The sequence below is a fragment of the uncultured Intestinimonas sp. genome (assembly GCF_944387245.1).
Lineage (GTDB): Bacteria > Bacillota > Clostridia > Oscillospirales > Oscillospiraceae > Intestinimonas.
This window is the reverse complement of the sequence record NZ_CALXEE010000033.1, coordinates 1-21,462: the sequence shown is the minus strand read 5'-3', so window position 1 is coordinate 21,462 and position 21,462 is coordinate 1. Positions and strand designations below refer to the sequence as shown.

General features: G+C 64.0%; 14 protein-coding genes. All 14 read left to right on the top strand.

Annotated features, from left to right (window positions below; translation table 11 throughout):
- The first annotated feature begins 62 nt into the window (after positions 1-62).
- Positions 63-914: a patatin family protein gene (locus Q0K15_RS06020; RefSeq protein WP_294513804.1), complete on the top strand. Its 852-nt coding sequence runs from the start codon at positions 63-65 to the stop codon at positions 912-914.
- Between the two features lie 237 nt (positions 915-1,151).
- Entirely contained in the window at positions 1,152-2,483 is a 1,332-nt protein-coding gene (gene glnA / locus Q0K15_RS06015) for a type I glutamate--ammonia ligase (RefSeq protein WP_294513799.1), read from the top strand.
- Positions 2,484-2,570: 87 nt separating this feature from the next.
- A complete protein-coding gene (locus Q0K15_RS06010) occupies positions 2,571-3,104 on the top strand; it encodes an ANTAR domain-containing protein (RefSeq protein ID WP_294513806.1) in 534 nt (177 codons plus the stop codon).
- Positions 3,105-3,288: 184 nt separating this feature from the next.
- Complete coding sequence (gene dapF / locus Q0K15_RS06005) at positions 3,289-4,080, top strand: diaminopimelate epimerase (protein ID WP_294513792.1); 792 nt, start codon at positions 3,289-3,291, stop codon at positions 4,078-4,080.
- 12 nt (positions 4,081-4,092) lie between these two features.
- Positions 4,093-5,307, top strand: a complete 1,215-nt coding sequence (locus tag Q0K15_RS06000; protein ID WP_294513785.1) for an LL-diaminopimelate aminotransferase — start codon at positions 4,093-4,095, stop codon at positions 5,305-5,307.
- Positions 5,308-5,464: 157 nt separating this feature from the next.
- Positions 5,465-9,988 (top strand): glutamate synthase large subunit, encoded by a 4,524-nt coding sequence (gltB, locus tag Q0K15_RS05995; RefSeq protein ID WP_294513784.1) that lies wholly within the window; start codon positions 5,465-5,467, stop codon positions 9,986-9,988.
- The gene (locus Q0K15_RS05990) at positions 9,988-11,451 is read left to right on the top strand and encodes a glutamate synthase subunit beta (protein WP_294513782.1); all 1,464 of its coding nucleotides are present in this window, start codon (positions 9,988-9,990) and stop codon (positions 11,449-11,451) included. The genes gltB and Q0K15_RS05990 overlap by 1 nt, the downstream gene beginning before the upstream one ends.
- Positions 11,452-11,580: 129 nt before the next feature.
- Entirely contained in the window at positions 11,581-12,339 is a 759-nt protein-coding gene (locus Q0K15_RS05985) for a GH25 family lysozyme (protein ID WP_294513780.1), read from the top strand.
- Positions 12,340-12,498: 159 nt separating this feature from the next.
- Positions 12,499-13,413: a UDP-N-acetylmuramate dehydrogenase gene (gene murB / locus Q0K15_RS05980; protein WP_294513770.1), complete on the top strand. Its 915-nt coding sequence runs from the start codon at positions 12,499-12,501 to the stop codon at positions 13,411-13,413.
- Positions 13,414-13,434: 21 nt separating this feature from the next.
- Positions 13,435-14,295, top strand: coding sequence for an RNase adapter RapZ (rapZ, locus tag Q0K15_RS05975; protein ID WP_294513768.1), 861 nt, complete (start codon positions 13,435-13,437; stop codon positions 14,293-14,295).
- 3 nt (positions 14,296-14,298) lie between these two features.
- A complete protein-coding gene (locus Q0K15_RS05970) occupies positions 14,299-15,363 on the top strand; it encodes a gluconeogenesis factor YvcK family protein (protein WP_294513761.1) in 1,065 nt (354 codons plus the stop codon).
- A 40-nt stretch (positions 15,364-15,403) separates the two neighbouring features.
- A complete protein-coding gene (whiA, locus tag Q0K15_RS05965; protein ID WP_294513756.1) occupies positions 15,404-16,300 on the top strand; it encodes a DNA-binding protein WhiA in 897 nt (298 codons plus the stop codon).
- A gap of 41 nt (positions 16,301-16,341) precedes the next feature.
- Positions 16,342-19,836, top strand: a complete 3,495-nt coding sequence (locus tag Q0K15_RS05960) for a DNA polymerase III subunit alpha (protein WP_294513754.1) — start codon at positions 16,342-16,344, stop codon at positions 19,834-19,836.
- Positions 19,837-19,884: 48 nt separating this feature from the next.
- Positions 19,885-21,417 (top strand): cardiolipin synthase, encoded by a 1,533-nt coding sequence (cls, locus tag Q0K15_RS05955; protein WP_294513752.1) that lies wholly within the window; start codon positions 19,885-19,887, stop codon positions 21,415-21,417.
- Positions 21,418-21,462 lie beyond the last annotated feature (45 nt).

Here is a 21,462-nt window from a genome sequence, read left to right as displayed (position 1 = left end):
GGCGGGCGGCTTTACAATTTGGCGGAAGGGGGCGTATAATAAAACGGCAAGGAAGTGATACCATGAAGACCGGCATCGTGCTGGAGGGCGGCGCCCTCCGAACCATTTTTTCCAGCGGCGTCTGTGACGCCCTGCTGGAGGCGGACCTTCTGCCCGACTATGTCATCGGGGTTTCGGCGGGCATCGCCTACGGCGTGAGCTATGTCTCCCGCCAGAAGGGACGCAATCTGGAGATCGTGACCAGGTATGCCAACGACAAACGCTATATGGGGCTTCGGAACCTGCTGGTTCCGTCCAACCGCTGTTACTTCGGCCTGCGTTTTACTTATGAGACCATCCCAAATGAACTGGTGCCCTTTGACTATGACACCTTTGCCGCCTTTCCCGGAGAGGTGGAAGCGGTGGTGAGCAACCTGAAAAGCGGTCAGGCGGAGTATCTGCCGGTCCCCCGGCGGGATGATAAATTCCTCATTCTGCAGGCTACCTGTGCCATGCCCGTTCTCTTCCCCATCTTCTGGATAAACGGAATGCCCTATCTGGATGGGGGCTCGGCGGACGGTATCCCGTACCGCCGGGCCTTTGAGATGGGCTGTGACCGGGTGGTGGTAGTCCTCACCAGGGAGCGTAGCTACCGACGGGGACCGGAAAAGTTTCAGCAGCTCATCAATCTACGATACAGCCGATACCCGAATTTCTGCGAGACCATGCGCACCCGGGCAGAGCGGTATAATGCCTGCCGGGAGGAGCTCTTTCAACTGGAGAAGGAGGGAAAGGTCCTTCTCATTGCCCCAAAGAGCACCGAGGGCTTTTCCCGGGTAGAACGGGATCTGGATAAAATCCGGGCATTGTGGAAAGACGGCTACGATCAGGGTCTGGCCCACAGTGAGGAGATACGGACCTTCTGGGGGAAATAAAACAACACGAAAAAGTGCATAAAGGGCCAAGCAGGAAGGGGAAGTCCTCCCGCCACTTGCTACAAAAAAGCGTTAAAGCAGAATCTGGGTCTTGACAGAGGATGGGGGAACCGGTATACTTAGCGCATCAGTTGAGAACGAAGGCGTTCCACCCGATGAGGGCGGAGCGCCTTCTCTGCTATCCAAGGTCATCCGCACCGCCGATGGCGAATCCAATAGAGGAAGGGGACACCAACAATGGCGCACACCAAGGAAGACATTATTCGTATGGTCAAGGAGGAGGACATCGAGTTCATCCGCCTGCAGTTCACTGACATCTTCGGCCAGCTTAAGAATGTGGCCATCACCGCCTCCCAGATCGAGAAGGCGGTCAACAACCAGTGCATGTTCGACGGCTCCTCCATCGAGGGCTTTGTACGTATCGACGAGTCCGACCAGTATCTGTACCCTGATCTGAAGTCCTTCCGGGTGTTTCCCTGGCGGCCCAGCCATGGGAAGGTGGCCCGTCTCATCTGCGACGTCCACAACCCCGACGGTTCCCATTTTGAAGGTGATCCCCGGTACGTGCTGAAGCGTGCCATCGAGAAGGCAAAAGCCATGGGCTATGACGCCTTTAACGTAGGTCCCGAGGCGGAGTTCTTCCTCTTCCAGACCGACGACGAGGGCAAGCCCACCACCAAGACCAACGATGAGGCCGGCTACTTTGATCTGGGTCCTCTGGACCACGGTGAGTCCACCCGCCGGGAGATCTGCATGGCCCTGGAGGCTATGAAGTTCGAGATCGAGGCCAGCCACCACGAGGTGGCCGAGGGCCAGCACGAGATCGACTTCAAGTACGAGGAGGCCCTCCACACCGCCGACAACATTATGACCTTCAAGCTGGCGGTCAAGACCCTGGCTCAGAAGAACGGCCTCCACGCCACCTTCATGCCCAAGCCCATCTTCGGCATCAACGGCTCCGGCATGCACACCAACATGTCCCTCTTCCGGGACGGCAAGAACGTCTTCTATGATCCCAACGATCCCCGCGGCCTGTCCAAGGAGGCTTACAGCTTCATCGCCGGCCTGCTGGCCCACGTGAAGGGCTTTGCCGCTATTACCAACCCCCTGGTGAACTCCTACAAGCGTCTGGTGCCCGGCTACGAGGCTCCCTGCTACCTGGCCTGGTCTGCCTCCAACCGTTCCGCCCTCATCCGTATCCCTGCCGCCCGTGGTCAGGCCACCCGTGTGGAGCTGCGTTCCCCCGACCCGGCCTGCAACCCCTACCTGGCCTTTGCCGTGTGCCTGGCCGCCGGCCTGGACGGCATCGAGAAGGGCATGACGCCTCCCGACGAGGTCACCGAGAACATCTTCGCCATGGATCAGGCCACCCGTGAGGCCAACGGCATTGCGTCCCTGCCCGGCTCCCTGGAGGAGGCCATCCACTCCCTGGAGAAGGATCAGCTGATCCTGGATACTCTGGGCGAGCACGTGGCCACCAACTTCATCGAGGGCAAGATGAAGGAGTGGGATGAGTACCGCACCCGCGTGAGTTCCTGGGAGCGGGACAAGTATATCATCAACTACTGATTCCCAATAGAGACCCATGACCCCGCAGGCATGTCGGCCTGGCGCCGGCGTGTCACTCCTGCCAGAAGGAGTTGAGAAACGTTGGAGATGGAAAGTGTCATCGTGGCCTTTGAGAGCGACCGCAGCTGCGAGCGGATCCGGGACATCCTGGAGACCAGCGGTACCGCCGCCTGTATCCTGTGTCATTCGGCCGCCGAGGTCAAGCGCATCGTGAGCAAGCAGCGGATCGCCACTGTGATTTGTGGCTTCAAGCTGCCTGACCAGCCCGCCGAGGCCCTCTTTGAAGACTTGCCGCCCACCTGTTCCATGCTGATGGTGGCAGTCCAGGGCATGCTGGACCTGTGCCAGAACGACGACATCTTCCGTCTGGCGTCCCCGGTGCGCCGGGGTGATCTGGTGGCGTCGGTGCGCCTGTTGCTCCAGATGGGGCACCGGCTGGAGAAGTTCGTCCGTCCCCAGCGCAGTCAGGAGGAGGAGAACCTCATCCGGTCGGCCAAGGAACTGCTCATGGACCGCAACGGTATGACAGAAGAGCAGGCCCATCGGTTTTTGCAGAAAAAGAGTATGGATTCCGGGGTAAAGATGGTCCAGACTGCCCGGCTGGTGCTGGGCATGGGCTAACGCCGCCCCGAAAAAACGCCACCGGAAGATTGGAGGGCCAAAGATGGCCTAGGATCGGTCCCAGGCGCATACATATCGTCAGACGAGGATGTCTCTCCGCCCGGGGCGGCAGTTCGGAACGCGATGCTGGACTGCCGCCCTTATGCTATCCACAGGGGGAGAGCGCCGGACAGGAGGTCTGACGATGCGTTTCACCAAAATGCAGGCCCTGGGCAACGACTACGTCTGCCTGGACTTGACCCGCCAACAGCCGGAAGAAGAGCTTTCTAGGCTGGCCCGTACCCTCACCGACCGCCATTTCGGGGTGGGGGGAGACGGACTGCTGTGTGTGCTCCACGGCAAAGACGGCCGTCTGCGGATGGCCCTTTACAACGCTGACGGCTCCCGGGCCGCCATGTGCGGCAACGGTATCCGGTGTCTGGCCGCCTACGCCTGGTCCCACGGCCTGGCGGAGGAGGGAAGCCCTCTCACTGTGGAGACCGACGCCGGGCTCCGTATCCTCACCGCCTCCGCAGACGGCATCCGGGTGGAGATGGGGCGGCCGGTGCTGGGGGAATCCCTGGTCCTGGAGGCGGGAGGAAGAACTTGGCGGGTACGGCCCGTGTCCATGGGCAACCCTCACGCCGTCATCTTTGTGCCCAGGCTGGACCGCGCTCCGCTGGAACAGGTGGGGCCGGAGCTGGAACGCCACAGCGCCTTCCCGGACCGGACCAACGTGGAGCTGGTGGAGGTCGCCACCCCAGACCTACTGCGGATGCGGGTATGGGAGCGGGGCTGCGGGGAGACCCTGGCCTGCGGCACCGGCGCCTGTGCCGCCTTTGCCGCGGCGGCGGTCTCCGGACTGACGGCCCGGCGGGGGCGGGTGGAGCTGCCTGGCGGCGTCCTCTCTTTGGATTGGCCGGACCCGGAGGGCTCCATTTTTCTGGAAGGCCCCGCGTTCACCGTGTTTGAAGGTGAGTGGCCGGGGGGATCATAAGGAGGTAACAACGTGCACATCAACGAGAATTTCGCAAAACTGCCCGGCAGCTATCTCTTTTCCGAGATCGCCCGCCGGGTGACGGCTTACAACGGGGAGCACCCTGAGGCCGACATTATTCGCCTGGGCATCGGCGACGTGACTCTGCCTCTGGTACCGGCGGTGTTGGAGGCCATGCACAAGGCGGTGGACGAGCAGGGAAAGGCCGAGACCTTCCGCGGCTACGGCCCCGAGCAGGGCTGGGCCTTCCTCCGGGAGGCCATGGCGAGACATGACTTTCAGGCCAGGGGGGTGGACATCTCCCCCGAGGAGATCTTCATCAGCGACGGCGCCAAGAGTGACTGCGGCAACATTGTAGATCTCTTCCAGAGCGGCAACAAAGTGGCGGTGTGCGACCCGGTATATCCGGTGTATGTGGACTCCAACGCCATGGCGGGCCGGGCGGGGGACTATGACGCGGACACTGGGCGGTGGACGGGGCTCTTCTACATGCCCTGTACGGCAGAGAATGGGTTTCTTCCTGAGATTCCCCAGGAAAAGGCCGACCTCATCTATCTGTGCTTCCCCAACAACCCCACCGGCGGGGTGGCCGGCCGGAAGGTCCTCCAGGCCTGGGTGGACTACGCCAACGACTGCGGTGCGGTCATCCTCTTTGACGCCGCCTATGAGGCATTTATTACCCAGCCGGAGATCCCACACTCCATTTTTGAGATCCCCGGCGCCAAGACCTGCGCCATCGAGTTCCGTTCCTTCTCCAAGACCGCTGGCTTTACCGGTACCCGGTGCGCTGCGACCATCATTCCCAAGGAGCTGGTCCGGGATGGCATGAGTCTCCGGGAGATGTGGAACCGCCGCCAGTGCACCAAGTTCAACGGTGCGCCCTATATCGTCCAGCGGGGTGCCGAGGCCACCTATACCGAAGAGGGCCGAAAGCAGGTCATGGAGAACATTGCCTGCTACCTCCGGAACGCCGGGACCATCCGGGCCGGCCTGGCAGACGCCGGGCTCACTGTCTCCGGCGGCGTGGACTCCCCCTACGTGTGGGTGAAGACCCCGGATGGGACGGACTCCTGGTCGTTCTTCGACACCCTCCTGCGTGAGGCAAATGTGGTCACCACCCCGGGTGCCGGCTTTGGCCCCAGCGGGGAGGGGTATATCCGCCTCACCGGCTTCGGCGGCGCCGAAGCCACAAAGCAGGCGGTGGAGCGAATCCGAAAGATTCTTTGATATTGTTGGCGCGTACAATGGGGTGCGTGCTGCCGTGCCAGACGTCCCCGTCCGGCGCGGTGGCGGCGCGCCCCTTTTTTATAACCATTGAATGGTAAAAAATGAAAAACGCCGGACGGCCCTGGCCGCCGGACACACCCGGAAAGGGGATGCGGAGATGAAAAAGACCAGAAGTGAGGGCTTTCAGCGGTCCGGGCTCTACGACCCGGTGCTGGAGCACGACGCCTGCGGCATCGGTGCCGTGGTGGACATCCAGGGCCGGAAGACCCGGCAGACGGTGGACGACGCCCTGAAGATCGTGGAGAAGCTGGAGCACCGCGCCGGTAAGGACGCCGAGGGCAAGACCGGCGACGGCGTGGGCATACTGCTCCAGATCCCCCATGACTTTTTTAAAAAGGCGGTGCCCTTTGCCCTGGGTGGGGAGCGGGACTACGGCGTGGGCATGTTCTTCCTGCCCCAGGACGTGCTGCTCCGGGGCCGGGCCCAGAAGAGCTTTGAGCGGGCGGCGGCGGCCGAGGGCCTGGAGGTACTGGGCTGGCGCGAGGTGCCCGTGGACCCCTCTGTGCTGGGAGAGCGGGCCCTGGCCAAGATGCCCTGCATCATGCAGGTCTTCCTGAAGCGCCCGGAGGGCGTGGAGCGGGGACTGCCCTTTGACCGGAAGCTATACGTGGCCCGCCGGGCCTTTGAGCACACCGACAAGGATACCTATGTCTGCTCCCTCTCCAGCCGGACCATCGTCTACAAGGGCATGTTTTTGGTGAACCAGCTGCGGGCCTTCTACCTGGACCTCCAGGACGAGGACTGCCGTTCCGCCATCGCCATCGTCCACTCCCGGTTCTCCACCAACACCAACCCCTCCTGGGAGCGGGCCCACCCCAACCGGCTGCTGGCCCACAACGGAGAGATCAACACCATCCGGGGCAACGCCGACCGCATGCTGGCCCGCGAGGAGACCATGTCCTCCCCGCTGCTGGACGGAGAGCGGGACAAGATCTACCCCGTCATCAATGTGGAGGGTTCCGACTCGGCCATGCTGGACAACACCCTGGAGTTCCTGATGATGGCGGGCATGGAGCTGCCCCTGGCCGTCATGGCGGCCATCCCGGAGCCCTGGCAGGAGGACAAGACCATGTCCCGCGCCCGCCGGGATATGTACCGCTACTACGCCACCCTCATGGAGCCCTGGGATGGCCCTGCGGCGGTCCTCTTCTCCGACGGCGATCTCCTGGGTGCGGTGCTGGACCGCAACGGCCTGCGTCCCGCCCGGTACTATATCACCAACGATCAGCGGCTCATCCTGGCCTCCGAGGTGGGCGTTCTGGACCTGCCCCCGGAGATGGTGTGTGAGAAGGGCCGGCTGGGCCCGGGCCGGATGATCCTGGCCGATACCAAGGCCGGGCGAGTCATCCGGGACTGGGAGCTCAAGGAGACCCAGGCCGCCAAGGCGCCCTACGGTGAGTGGCTGGACCGGGAGCTGGTGGGCCTGGCCGACCTGTCCCTGCCCAACCGCCGGGTGGAGTCCCGGAGCCGGGAGGAGCTTCAGCGGCTCCAGAAGGCCTTTGGCTACACCTATGAGGATGTGCGGGACACCATCCTGCCCATGGCTCGGGACGGCTCCGAGCCCACCGCCTCCATGGGGGCTGACATCCCTCTGGCGGTGCTGGACAAGAAGGACCGGCCCCTCTTCGACTACTTCCGGCAGCTCTTCGCCCAAGTCACCAATCCCCCCATCGACGCCATCCGGGAGGAGTTGGTCACCGACACCGCCGTCTATGTGGGCGACGACGGCAACCTGCTGGAGGAGAAGGCGGAGAACTGCCGGGTCCTCCAGATCCGCAATCCCATTCTGAGCTCCACCGACCTCATCAAGATCAAGGCCATGAAGCGGCCCGGCTTCCAGGTGGAGACGGTGTCCATCCTGTACTACAAGGGCTCCTCTCTGGAGGAAGCCCTGGACCGCCTCTTCCTCGATGTGGACCGGGCATACCGCCGTGGAGCCAACGTGGTCATCCTCTCCGACCGGGGGGTGGACGAGAACCACATGGCTATCCCGTCCCTGCTGGCGGTGTCCGCCATGGAGCAGCATCTCATCCGCACCAGGAAGCGCACGGCGGTATCCATCATCCTGGAATCCGCCGAGCCCCGGGATGTCCATCACTTCGCCGCCCTGCTGGGCTACGGCGCCCGGGCGGTGAACCCCTATCTGGCCCAGGAGACCATCGTCTCCCTCATCGAGGACGGCCAGCTGGACAAGGACTTCCACGCCGCCGTGGCCGACTACGACAACGCCGTCCTCCACGGCATCGTGAAGGTGGCCTCCAAGATGGGCATTTCCTCCATCCAGTCCTACCAGTCCGCCCAGATCTTTGAGGCGGTGGGTATCTCCAAGGAGGTCATCGACCGCTATTTCACCAACACCGTCTCCCGTGTGGGCGGCATCGGCCTCAAGGAGATCGGCGCGGCGGTGGAGCGCACCCACTCCAAGGCCTTCGATCCCCTGGGCCTGGAGGTGGACCTGGAGCTGGACTCCCTGGGCTGCCACAAGGCCCGGTCCGGGGGAGAGGAGCACCTCTACACCCCGCAAACCATCCACCTGCTCCAGGAGGCCGTGCGCCGCGGGGACTATGGCCTCTTCCAGCAGTATACCGCCCTGGTGGACGATCAGACCAAGCCCCGGACCCTCCGGGGGCTCCTGGAGCTCAGCTACGCCAAAGAACCCATCCCCCTGGACGAGGTGGAGCCGGTGTCCTCCATTGTCAAGCGCTTCAAGACGGGGGCCATGAGCTACGGCTCTATCTCCCGGGAGGCCCACGAGTGCCTGGCCAAGGCCATGAACATGCTGGGCGGGCGGTCCAACTCCGGCGAGGGCGGCGAGGAGCCCGAGCGCCTGGGCACCGACCGCAACTCCGCCATCAAGCAGGTGGCCTCGGGCCGCTTCGGCGTCACCAGCGCCTACCTGGTCAGCGCCAACGAGATCCAGATCAAGCTGGCCCAGGGCGCCAAGCCCGGTGAGGGCGGCCATCTGCCCGGCGGGAAGGTGTACCCCTGGATCGCCAAGTGCCGCCACTCCACCCCCGGCGTCACCCTCATCTCTCCGCCGCCCCACCACGACATTTACTCCATCGAGGACCTGGCCCAGCTCATCTACGACCTCAAGTGCGCCAACCGCCGGGCCCGGATCTCGGTGAAGCTGGTCAGTGAGGCGGGGGTGGGCACCATCGCCGCCGGCGTGGCCAAGGCGGGCGCCCAGGTGGTCCTCATCTCGGGCAGCGACGGCGGCACCGGCGCCGCCCCCCGCACCTCCATCCACGGGGCCGGGCTCCCCTGGGAGCTGGGCGTGGCCGAGACCCACCAGACCCTCATGGCCAACGGCCTGCGCTCCCGCGTGGCGGTGGAGGCCGACGGTAAGCTCATGTCCGGCCGTGACGTGGCCATCGCCTGTATGCTGGGCGCCGAGGAGTTCGGCTTTGCCACCGCCCCCCTGGTCTCCATGGGCTGCGTCATGATGCGGGTGTGCAACCTGGATACCTGCCCCGTGGGCGTGGCCACCCAGGACCCGGAGCTGCGCAAGCGTTTCCAGGGCAAGCCGGAGCACGTGGTGAACTTCATGACCTTCATCGCCCAGGAGCTGAGGGAGCATATGGCCAAGCTGGGCGTGCGTACCGTGGACGAGCTGGTGGGCCGCACCGACCTGCTCTCTCTCCGGGAGAACAGCGTGGGCGTGGACCTCTCCGGCCTGCTGGCCGACCCCTGGGGGAAGGCCGGCGCCAAGCGGCACTTTGACCCGGCAGACGTCTACGACTTCAAGCTGGAGCAGACGGTGGACCTGCGGGAGCTGGAGCCCCGGCTGAAGGAGTCCCTGGAGCAGGGGGCCCCCGGCCATGTGGAGCTGGCTGTCTCCTCCACCGACCGGGCCCTGGGCACCATTCTGGGTTCCGACGTCACCCGTCTCCACGGCGATGCCCTGCCGCCGGGGACCATCACCATCAAGTGCACCGGCGGCGGCGGCCAGTCCTTCGGTGCCTTCCTGCCCAAGGGGGTGTCCCTGGAGCTGGAGGGCGACGCCAACGACTCCTTCGGCAAGGGCCTCTCCGGCGGCCGCCTGGCCCTGTATCCGCCCAAGGAGAGCACCTTCGTGGCCGATGAAAACGTCATCGTGGGCAATGCCGCCCTCTACGGCGCCACCTCCGGCGAGGCCTATATTGCCGGCATCGCGGGGGAGCGGTTCTGTGTCCGCAACTCCGGCGCCACGGCGGTGGCCGAGGGCGTGGGTGACCACGGCTGTGAGTATATGACCGGCGGCTGCGCGGTCATCCTGGGACCCACGGGCCGGAACTTCGCCGCGGGCATGTCCGGCGGCGTGGCCTACGTCCTGGACGAGAAGCGGGACCTGTATCTCCGTCTCAACAAGACTCTGGTCTCCATGGAGCCGGTCACCGACGGAGAGGACGCCAAGCGCCTGGAGAAGATCCTCCGGGCCCACGCCGAGGCTACGGGCTCCGTTCGGGCCAAGGCCATTCTGGAGGACCTGGACCACTGGCTGCCCCTCTTCAAGAAGATCCTGCCCATGGACTACGACCGGATGCTGCGTACCACTGCGGCGCTGGAGGGCCGGGGCATGGACAAGGAGCAGGCCGAGGTGGAGGCCTTCTATCTCAACACCAGAGGAGGGAAGCGGTAATGGGAAAGCCTACTGGATTTATGGAGTATCCGCGGCAGGGAGAGCCCGCCCAGCCGCCCCTGGAGCGAATCCGTCACTTCAATGAGTTCCACCCCCGGCTCAGCCGGGAGGAGCGTCGGCGGCAGGGAGGCCGCTGCATGGCCTGCGGCGTGCCCTTCTGTCAGTCGGGCGCGGTGCTGGGGGGCATGGTGTCCGGCTGCCCTCTCCACAACCTGATCCCCGAGTGGAACGACCTCATTTATACCGGCAGCTTCGACCACGCCCTGCGCCGGCTGCTGAAGACCAACAGCTTTCCGGAGTTCACCGGCCGGGTGTGCCCCGCCCTCTGTGAGGCGGCCTGCACCTGCGGCCTCCACGGCGATCCGGTCACCGTCCGGGAGAACGAGCTGGGCATCATCGAGGAGGCCTGGGAGAAGGGCCTGGTCCAGCCCCGTCCGCCCCGTGTCCGCACCGGGAAAACGGTGGCGGTGGTGGGCTCCGGCCCCTCCGGCCTGGCCTGTGCCGACCGGCTCAACCACCGCGGCCACACCGTCACCGTCTTTGAGCGGGCCGACCGGCCCGGCGGGCTGCTGATGTACGGCATCCCCAACATGAAGCTGGAAAAGACCGTGGTCCAGCGGCGCATCGACCTCATGACCAAGGAGGGGGTCACCTTCCGCACCGGCGTGGACGTGGGCCGGGACATCACCGCCCAGACCCTGCTGGAGGAATATGATGCCGTGGTCCTCTGCTGCGGTGCCGCCCATCCCCGGGACCTGGCGGTGCCGGGCCGGGAAGGGGAGAGCGTCCTCTTCGCCGTGGACTACCTGAAGGCGGCCACCATGGCCCTTCTGGCCGGCGACCCGACCGCTGCCACCGTCTCTGCCAAAGGGCTGGACGTGGTCATCGTGGGTGGCGGCGACACCGGCAACGACTGTGTGGGCACCGCCCTGCGGCAGGGCTGCAAGAGCGTCACCCAGCTGGAGATGATGCCCAAGGCCCCCGACCACCGGACGGACGCCTGTCCGTGGCCGGAGTGGCCCAAGGTGTGCAAGACCGACTACGGCCAGCAGGAGGCCGCCGCCGTCTTTGGCCACGACCCCCGTATCTTCCAGACCACCCTCACCGGACTGGTCCGGGACGAGTCGGGCCGTCTCACCGCCGTGGAGACGGTGCAGCTGGACGAAAAGCTCAAGCCCGTGGCTGGTACGGAAGGGAAGCTGCCCTGTCAGCTCCTCCTCATCGCCGCCGGCTTCCTGGGGCCGGAGGACTATGTGCCCGAGGCCTTTGGCCTGGAGCGCACCCCCCGCTCCTGTGTCAAGACCGGGGAGGGTCACTACGCCGCCTGCGGAGGTGACCGGAAGGTGTTCACCGCTGGCGACATGCACCGGGGCCAGTCCCTGGTGGTGTGGGCCATCCGGGAGGGCCGGGAGGCCGCCCGGGAGGTGGACCAGTACCTCATGGGCTATACCGCTCTGGAATAAAAGGAACGATATCACAGCCGGATCGCCGAAAGGCGGTCCGGCTGTTTTCCTGCCTCTTGCTGTTCCGCCGGAGAAAAGACGGTTGCCTTTCCACCGAAAGTGCCGTATCATATATCATGGTGATTTTTTGTGAAGTTCCTCATCCGCGTTCTGCGCTTGTTGTTTCGGCTGGTGGTGCTGGGGGCCGTGCTGGTCCTGGTGGCCTACGGAGCCTTTCAATTCTGCCGCTGGCGGGGACTGATCCTCTTCTCCCAGGAGGCCGACCCAAACCAGTGGGAGGTCTTTGGGGTGGACGCCTCTGTGTACCAGGGAGAGATGGACTGGACCGCCCTGGCGGCCCAGGGGGTGGACTTTGCCTTTTTGAAGGCCACCGAGGGCAGTTCTCTCCAGGATGTCCGCTTTGCCCAGAACTGGGCCGCGGCCCAGGCCGCCGGAGTCCGGGTGGGGGCCTACCACTTCTTCAGCTACGACAGCCCCGGCGAGACCCAGGCCGACAATTTCATCTCCGCCGTCCCCGTCACCCCGGGGGCGCTGCCTCCGGTGGTGGACATCGAGTTCTATGGCGACAACCTGAAAAATCCGCCGGACAAGGACCATGTGAAGGCCGTTCTGGACCCCCTGCTGGGCCGGCTGGAGGAGCACTACGGGGTCAAGCCCATCCTCTATGTGACCTATCGCTCCTACGACCTCTACCTGAAGGAGGGGTATGAGGACTACCTCTTCTGGCTCTCCAGCCCTGTGGTGGCCCCCTTCTGGAAGCCCTGGACGTTTTGGCAGTACTCCCACAGCGCCCGGCTGGAGGGGTACAGCGGAGGAGAGGAGCGTATTGATCTCAATGTGTTCAAAGGGAGCCGGGAGGAGTTCCAGAACCTGTTTGGCCCGGGCTGAGGACGGCCTTTTTTGGCGGAACTATTCTATTTGAGCGCCGGTTCTGTTATAATATTCATATTGGGAGCATATGGCCTTTGGGTTGCTCCAATGATTGAGCATATCGCCGAGTGGTGTGGCCACCGGCGTCTTTAGATATTGATAGGAGGAAAAGAGAGTATGGACCGATATGCGTCTTTGTTCCGGGAGTTGTCCCGGACCTGTCCCGACCTGGAGCTTCGGGCGGAGGAGCCCATGAGCCGCCATACCACCTTCCGCATCGGCGGGCCGGTGCGACTCATGGCCCTGCCCCGGACCGAGGAAGATGCCAAGAAGGCGGTGCGCACCGCCCTGCAGCACGACATCCATCCCTTCTATATGGGCAATGGCAGCGATCTGCTGGTGTCCGACCAGGGCTACGAGGGCTTTATCATCAAGGCGGTGGACGGCCTGGGCAAGCTGGAGCACCACGATAACATCATCACAGCCGGCAGCGGCGTGCTCCTCTCCCGGCTGTCCAGCTTCGCCATGGACAAGGGCCTTTCCGGCCTGGAGTTCGCCCACGGCATCCCCGGCTCGGTGGGCGGCGCCGTCACCATGAACGCCGGCGCCTATGACGGGGAGATGAAGGCGGTGGTCCGCTCTGTGCGCTGCCTCACCACCGAGGGTGAGGAGGAGACCGTGGCGGGGGACGACCTGGACTTCTCCTACCGCCACAGCGCTTTCCAGGACGAGAGCCGTCTCATCCTCGCGGCGGAGATGGAGCTCAAGCCTGGGGACAGCGGGGACATCAAGGCCCTGATGGACGACTTCGGCAACCGCCGCCGCCACAAACAGCCTTTGGACCTGCCCAGCGCCGGCAGTGTATTCAAGCGCCCCAAGGGATATTTTGCCGCTTCCCTCATCGACGAGTGCAAGCTCAAGGGCCGCACTGTGGGCGGTGCTCAGGTCTCTACGAAGCACGCCGGTTTTATCGTCAACCTGGGGAACGCCACGTGCTCGGACGTGCTCACCCTGGCTGACCAGGTGCGGGAGACCGTGCTCAAGGAGACCGGCGTGGAGCTGGAGCTGGAAGTGCGCACCCTGGGCGTGTAAGCGATCCGTGAGGTGAGCACCATGAGATTCATCCTGATCTCCGGCCTCTCCGGGGCCGGAAAGAGCAAATCCGCCTCCTTTCTGGAGGATATGGGCTACTATGTGGTGGACAATATGCCCGCCGCCCTCATTCCCAAGTTTGCCGAGCTGTGCATGGCGGGCCAGGGGCGCTACGACAAGGTGGCCCTGGTCACCGACATCCGGGGCGGTCAGACCTTCGACGCCCTCTTTGACGCCCTGGCCCAGCTTAAGGATATGGGCTGTGACTACAAGATCCTCTTTGTGGAGGCCAGTCTGGAGGCCATCATCAAGCGGTACAAGGAGACCCGGCGGAGCCACCCGCTGGCCAAGGCGGGACGCTCTCTGGAGGAGGCGGTGGCCCTGGAGCGGTCAGCGCTGGAGCCGGTGCGGAAGCGCTCGGAGTACATCCTGGACACCTCGGCCCTCTCCACCGCCAAGCTGCGGGGGGAGATGCTCCGCCTCTTCGGCGAGGGGGACGGCAAGCCGGCCATGAGCGTGTCGGTGATCTCCTTCGGCTTCAAAAACGGCATTCCCCTGGAGGCCGACCTGGTCTTCGACGTGCGGTGTCTGCCCAACCCTTACTATATCGCCGAGCTCCGACACCAGACGGGGCTGGATGCCGGGGTGCGGGATTTTGTGTTCGGCTACCAGCAGACCCGGGACCTGATGGCCCATCTGGAGAGCCTGCTGAGCTTCCTGTTGCCCCTCTACGTGGAGGAGGGCAAGACGGCCCTGGTCATCGCCGTGGGCTGCACCGGCGGACACCACCGGTCGGTGGCGGTGACCCGGGCTTTGGCCGATTTCATCCGGCAGAAGGGGTACAACGCCTCTGAGAGCCACCGTGACATGACGAGGGACTGACGTATGAGCGAGCAGTACAGCCGCAGCGACCAGCGCTGGGAGCACGGGCCCAAGATCGCCGCCATCGGCGGCGGCACGGGCCTTTCCACCATGCTCCGTGGTCTGAAGCAGTATACCCGCAATCTGACCGCCATCGTCACCGTGGCCGACGATGGCGGCGGCTCCGGTATGCTCCGGCAGGATTTGGGCATGCCGCCGCCGGGGGATATCCGCCACTGTATGGAGGCCCTGGCCAACGCTGAGCCCATCATGAACCAGCTTCTGACCTACCGGTTTCCCGGCGGGTCGGGGAGCCTTACCGGCCAGTCCTTCGGCAACCTGATCCTGGCGGCTCTCAACGGCATCACCGGTTCCTTTGACCAGGCGGTGGCCCGGATGAGTGAGGTCCTGGCCATCACGGGCCGGGTGCTGCCGGTGACCAACGAGAACGTGCAGCTGGAGGCCACCTTTGAAAACGGGAAGAGCGTGGTGGGGGAATCCAAGATCTGCGCCTTCAAGAAGGAGCAGGACTGCCGCATCGTCCGGGTGCGGCTGCTGCCGGAGCGGCCTCCTGCGCTCCCGGAGACGCTTCAGGCCATCCGGGAGGCCGATCTCATCCTGCTGGGGCCGGGGAGCCTCTACACCAGCGTCATCCCCAATCTGCTGGTGGACGGGGTGGGGGAGGCCCTCCGTGACTCCGACGCCCTGAAAGTCTATATCTGCAACATCATGACCCAGGACGGGGAGACCGAGGGCTACACCGTGGCCGACCACGTGGCCGCCCTCCTGTCCCACGGGGGCGGGCCGGGTCTGGTGGACCTGTGCCTGGCCAACTCGGCCCAGGTGCGGCCCGGTCTGGTGGAGCGCTACCGGGAGGAGGACGCCGCTCCCATCGTCATCGACCGGGACCGGGTAGAGGCCTTGGGTGTGGAGCTGGTGGAGCGGCCGCTGGCCTCCGAGACCTCCGATTACGCCCGCCACTCGGTGGTCCGGCTGTCGGCCGCCGTCATGGAGCTGCTGGCCGAGCGCTCCATCCGCATCGCCCACGAGCTGGGCGCCGAGGAGACCCCGTTCCGTCTGGAGGAGTGACCGGGCTGATACCCATCATAGAAAGAAAAAAGGAGCGCCTATGTCCTTTTCCAACCAAGTCAAAACCGAGTTGTGCCGGGGGGAGCTCTCCCGGCGGTGCTGTGCCCGGGCGGAGGCCTACGGCGCTCTGCTCTTCTGCCGCAGCTTCACCCGGGCGGAGGCCAAGGTGGTCACCGCCTCACCCGCCTTTGCCAAGCGCCTGCCGGAGCTCTTCCGCCGGGCTTTTCGGGTGGAATTCGACACCGTGACAGCGTCGGCGGCGGGGAAGCAGACCTTCCACCTTACCGACCCCGCCAAGCTCACCGCCGTCCGGGAGGCCTTCGGCTACGAGCCGGAGGCCTCTCTGGCCCACCACATCAATTTTGCCATGGTGGAGGAGGACCACTGCCGGTCCGCCTTCCTGCGGGGGGCCTTCCTGGCGGGAGGCTCGGTGAGCGACCCGGCCAAGAGCTACCACCTGGAGCTTTGCACCACCCACTTCAACGTGAGCCGGGAGCTTGCAGCACTGCTGCGGGAGGTGGGCTTTGAGCCCAAGCAGACCACCCGGAAATCCAACTACATCACCTACTTCAAGCCCAGCGAGACCATTGCCGACTTCCTCACCGCCCTGGGGGCCCCGGTGTCGGCCATGGAGATCATGAACGCCAAACTGGAAAAGCACCTGCGGGGGAGCGTCAACCGCCGGGTGAACTGCGATTCGGCCAACCTGGACAAGGCGGTGGACGCCGCCCTGGAGCAGGTGGAGGCCATCGAGCGGTACGCCCGGAGCCGGGGGCTGGACTCCCTGCCGGACAAGCTCCGGGCTACGGCGGAGCTGCGCCTCAGCCACCCGGAGCTCACACTGTCCCAGCTGGCCGCCCTCAGCGATCCGCCGGTCACGAAATCCTGCCTCAACCACCGGCTCCGCAAGCTCATGGAGCTGGCGGAGGAGGGGTAAGCGAGATTTACTGACACTATTTTGATACGAGGAGGTCCCCTATGTCCTTCGTCCATCTGCATGTCCATACCGAGTTCAGCCTCCTGGACGGCTGCTGCCGCATTCCGGGGCTGGTGAAGCGGGTGAAGGAGCTGGGGCAGAACGCCGTGGCCATCACCGACCACGGCGTCATGTATGGGGCGGTGGACTTCTACAAGGCCTGCAAGGCCGAAGGGGTCAAGCCCATCATCGGCTGTGAGGTCTATGTGGCTCCCCGGACCCGGTTCCAGAAGGAGCACGAGTTCGACTCCTCCCCCCGCCACCTCATCCTGCTCTGCCGGAACGAGGAGGGCTACCGCAACCTGTGCCACATGGTCTCCCGCAGCTTCACCGAGGGCTTTTACATCAAGCCCCGCATCGACAAGGAGCTGCTGCGGCAGCACGCCGGCGGACTCATTGCCCTCTCCGCCTGCCTGGCGGGTGAACTGCCCCGGCTGCTCCGCAACGGCCAGTATGAGGACGCCAAGAAGGAGGCCCTGGCCATGCGGGACCTCTTCGGCCCCGACGGCTACTATCTGGAGCTCCAGGACCACAGCCTGCCCGAGGACCCGGCCATCATCCAGGGACTGCTGCGCCTCCACGAGGAGACGGGCATCCCCCTGGTGGCCACCAACGACGCCCACTACCTGACCCGGGAGGATGCCCGGACCCAGGATGTGCTCATGTGCATCCAGATGGGCAAGACGGTGGACGAGCCGGGCCGGATGAAGTTTGAGACCGAGGAGTTCTATGTGAAGAGTGAGGCCGAGATGGCCCAGCTTTTCCAGAGCTGCCCGGAAGCCCTGGAGAACACCCAAAAGATTGCCGACCTCTGCAATGTGGAATTCCAGTTCGGCACCTACCACCTGCCTGAGTTCAAGCTGCCCGAGGGCTGGACCGACGGGGACGCCTATTTTGAAAAGCTGTGCCTGGACGGCTTTGCCCAGCGCTATCCCGACGCCCCGGAGGACGACCGGAAGCAGCTCTCCTACGAGATGGACATGATCCGCAAGATGGGCTTTGTGGACTACTTCCTCATCGTCTCCGACTTTATCGGCTACGCCAAGCGGCACAATATCCCCGTGGGCCCCGGTCGAGGCTCCGCCGCCGGCAGCATGGTGTCCTACTGTCTCCACATCACCGATGTGGACCCCACCAAATATGGCCTCTACTTCGAGCGTTTCCTCAACCCGGAGCGGGTCACCATGCCCGATATCGATATAGACTTCTGTATCCGCCGCCGGCAGGAGGTCATCGACTATGTCTGCCGCAAGTACGGCGCAGACCATGTAGCCCAGATCGTCACCTTCGGCACCATGGCTGCCCGTGGGGCCATCCGGGACGTGGGCCGGGCCCTCAATGTCCCCTACGCTGAGGTGGACAACATCGCAAAGCAGGTGCCCAGCGGACCCGGCGCCCTTCACATCACCCTGGACGAGGCCCTGAAACTGTCCAAGCCCCTGCGGGACCTCTACGAGGGGGACGAGCGGGTCAAGACCCTCATCGACACCGCCCGCAGCATCGAGGGCATGCCCCGCCACGCCTCCACCCACGCCGCTGGCGTGGTCATCACCCGGCTTCCCGTGGACGACTATGTCCCCCTGGCCAAGAACGACGAGTCGGTGGTCACCCAGTACACCATGACCACCCTGGAGGAGCTGGGTCTCCTCAAAATGGACTTTCTGGGCCTGCGGAACCTGACGGTGCTGGACGACGCCGTGCAACTGGTCCGCCGGAAGGAGCCCGATTTCGACCTCCACAACATACCGGACAACGATCCGGCGGTCTTTCAGATGCTCTCTGAGGGCAAGACCTCCGGCGTGTTCCAGATGGAGTCTCCTGGCATGACGGGTGTGTGCGTGGGCCTCAAGCCCAAGGATATCGAGGACATCACGGCTATTATCGCCCTCTACCGCCCCGGCCCCATGGAGTCCATCCCCCGGTTCATCGCCTGCAAGCACGACCCCAAGCTCATCCGGTACAAGCATCCAGCCCTGGAGCCCATCCTGTCGGTGACCTACGGCTGTATCGTCTACCAGGAGCAGGTCATCGAGATCTTCCGCAAGCTGGGCGGCTACTCCCTGGGCCAGGCCGATATGGTGCGCCGGGCCATCTCCAAGAAGAAAAAGGCACAGATCGAGAAGGAGCGCCAGGCCTTCATCTACGGCGACCAGGAGCGGAACATCCCCGGCTGCATCGCCCTGGGCATCCCGGAGCAGACCGGCCAGGACATCTACGACGAGATCTACGATTTTGCCAACTACGCCTTCAACAAGGCCCACGCCGTGAGCTACGCCATCGTCTGCTACCAGACGGCCTGGTTCAAGTACCACTATCCCAGGGAGTATATGGCTGCCCTCCTCACCTCGGTGCTGGACTCCCAGGCCAAGGTGGCCGAGTACATCGGGGAGTGCCGGGAGAGCGGCATCGACCTGCTGCCCCCCGACATCAATGCCTCCGGCGCCGACTTCACCGTGGAGGGGGACAACCTCCGCTTCGGTCTGGTGGCAGTGAAGGGCGTGGGCCGGGGCGTCATCCTGGACCTGCTCTCCGAGCGGGAGCGGGGGGGACCCTTCACCTCCTTCGCCGACTTCTGCCAGCGCATGGGGGGCGCCGACCTCAACCGACGGGTGGCCGAGAGCCTCATCAAGTGCGGCGCCTTCGACAGCCTGGGCTACCGCCGCTCCCAGCTGCTGGCCGTGTATGGCCAGGTGCTGGACGGAGTGGCCCAGCAGCGGAAGAAGAACCTGGAGGGGCAGTTCGACCTCTTTGGCGGCGGGGGCGAGGAGCCCTCCGCCGTCACCGACCCGCCTCTGCCCAACCTGCCTGAGTTCACCCGGCAGGAACGGATGGCCATGGAGAAGGAGACCACCGGCCTCTACCTCACCGGGCACCCCATGGACGAGTACCGGCAGGCCGCCAAGGCGGTGCACGCCGCCCCCATGGGAGCCATCCTGGCCGACTTCGGCAAGGAGAGCGGCCCGGACACCTATCGGGATGAGCAAAAGGTTACCCTGGCGGGGGTGGTGGCCGCAGCCAAGACCAAGACCACGCGGAACAACACCCTCATGTGCTATGTCACCCTGGAGGATGACACCGGCTCCATGGAGCTGCTGGTCTTTGCCCGCACCCTCAGCGCCAGCGGCTCCCTGCTTCAGGAGAACACCCCGGTCTGGGTCACCGGCCGGCTCTCTGTCCGGGATGAGAAGGCGCCCCAGCTGCTGGTGGATGAGGTCCACTCCCTGGGTATGGTGCCGGGCCAGCCGGAAGAAGAGACGGCAGCCACGAAAGCAAATACCCTTTATATCAAGCTGGAACAGGAGGAGGGCCTGGTCTGGGAGCGGGTCCAGAAGATCTTCCTCATGTTCCCCGGTACCGAAAAGGTGATCTTCTATTTTGCCGGTAGTGGCCGGAAACGCCGGGGTTTATGTATCCAGCACCCGGCGTTGATCCGGGAGCTGGAGGAGCTGCTGGGCCCGGAGAACGTGGTCCTGCGTCCACCCAAGACGGCTGGCTGATGAGGAAAACATCTGAAAAGCAAAAACACTTGTCACTGTGAGGCATATATGAAGAAACTGGTCTCTCTGCTGTTCCACCGGGCGGTGTTGATGGGGGTATTCCTCCTCATCCAAATCGCCGTGCTGGTGCTTATGCTCCTGCGGTTCAACGAATTTTTCCTGCCCTTTTATGGGATCTGTGTGGCGTTGAGCATCGCGGCAGTTTTCTGGATCGTGAACCGGAGTAGTGAACCGGCCTATAAAATCGCCTGGATCGTCCCCATTCTGATCTTCCCCATCTTTGGCGGGCTCTTCTACCTCCTCTTCGGCGGCAACAAGCTGAGTAAGCGGACCCAACGTAAGATGGAGGGAATGGACCAGAAGATGCTGGAGGTGCTGCATCAGGACTTCAAGGCGGACAGCCTCATCACCTTTGGCGAGGATGCTGTGCACCAGGCCCGGTATCTGGAGCACATGGCCCACTGTCCGGTGTACGGCGGCACGGAAACCGAGTATTTTCCCCTGGGGGAGGACTGCTTTGCCCGGATGGTGGAGGAGCTCAAGAAGGCGGAGCGATATATTTTCCTGGAGTATTTTATTATCGAGGACGGGATCATGTGGGACACCATCCTGGACATCCTCACCGAAAAGGTGAAGGAGGGGGTGGATGTACGGGTGATGTACGACGACATCGGTTCCATGTTCACCCTGCCCCGGGAGTACGCCTCTGAGCTGGAAAAGCGTACCGGCATCCGGTGCTGCGTCTTCAACCCCTTTGTCCCCATCCTGTCCCTGCGGCTCAACAACCGGGACCACCGAAAGGTCCTGGTCATCGACGGAAAGGCGGCCTTTACCGGCGGCATCAACCTGGCCGATGAGTATATCAACCAAAAGGTCCGATTCGGCCACTGGAAGGACAGCGCCATCCTGGTCCGGGGAGAGGCGGCCTGGAGCATGACGGTAATGTTCCTCACCCTGTGGGACTATACACGGGAGACCTTCACGGAGGATTATGACACCTTCCGTCCGAAGTGGGAGACGCCGCCCAAGGGAACGGGCTATGTGCAGCCCTATACCGACAACCCTCTGGACGGGGAGGCGGTAGGCCAGACGGTCTACCTCAACCTCATCAACAGGGCCAGGCGCTATGTCTATATCACCACCCCTTATCTCATCGTGGACGACAGCATGAATACGGCTTTGTGCATCGCAGCCAAGTCGGGAGTGGATGTGCGCATCATGACCCCTCATATCCCGGACAAAAAGGTAGTCTTTGAGGTCACAAGGGCCCACTATGGTCCGTTGCTGGAAGCCGGGGTCAAGATCTACGAGTATACCCCCGGTTTTGTTCACGCCAAGAACTTCGCTGTGGACGACAAGTACGGCACTGTCGGCACAGTAAACATGGATTACCGCAGTCTGTTCCTCCACTTTGAAAATGGCGTGTGGCTGTGCGGTGATCCCACGGTGAGGGACATCAAGGCCGACTTCCTGGCCACGCTTGAGAAGTGCCAACCCATCACCCTGGAGCAGAGCCGGGCTCTCCCATGGTGGCGGAAGGCCTACCGGGCTGTTCTCCGTGTGTTCGCGCCGCTCATGTAAGCCCAAAAATGAAAAAATGCTGTTCCCCATATGGGGAACAGCATT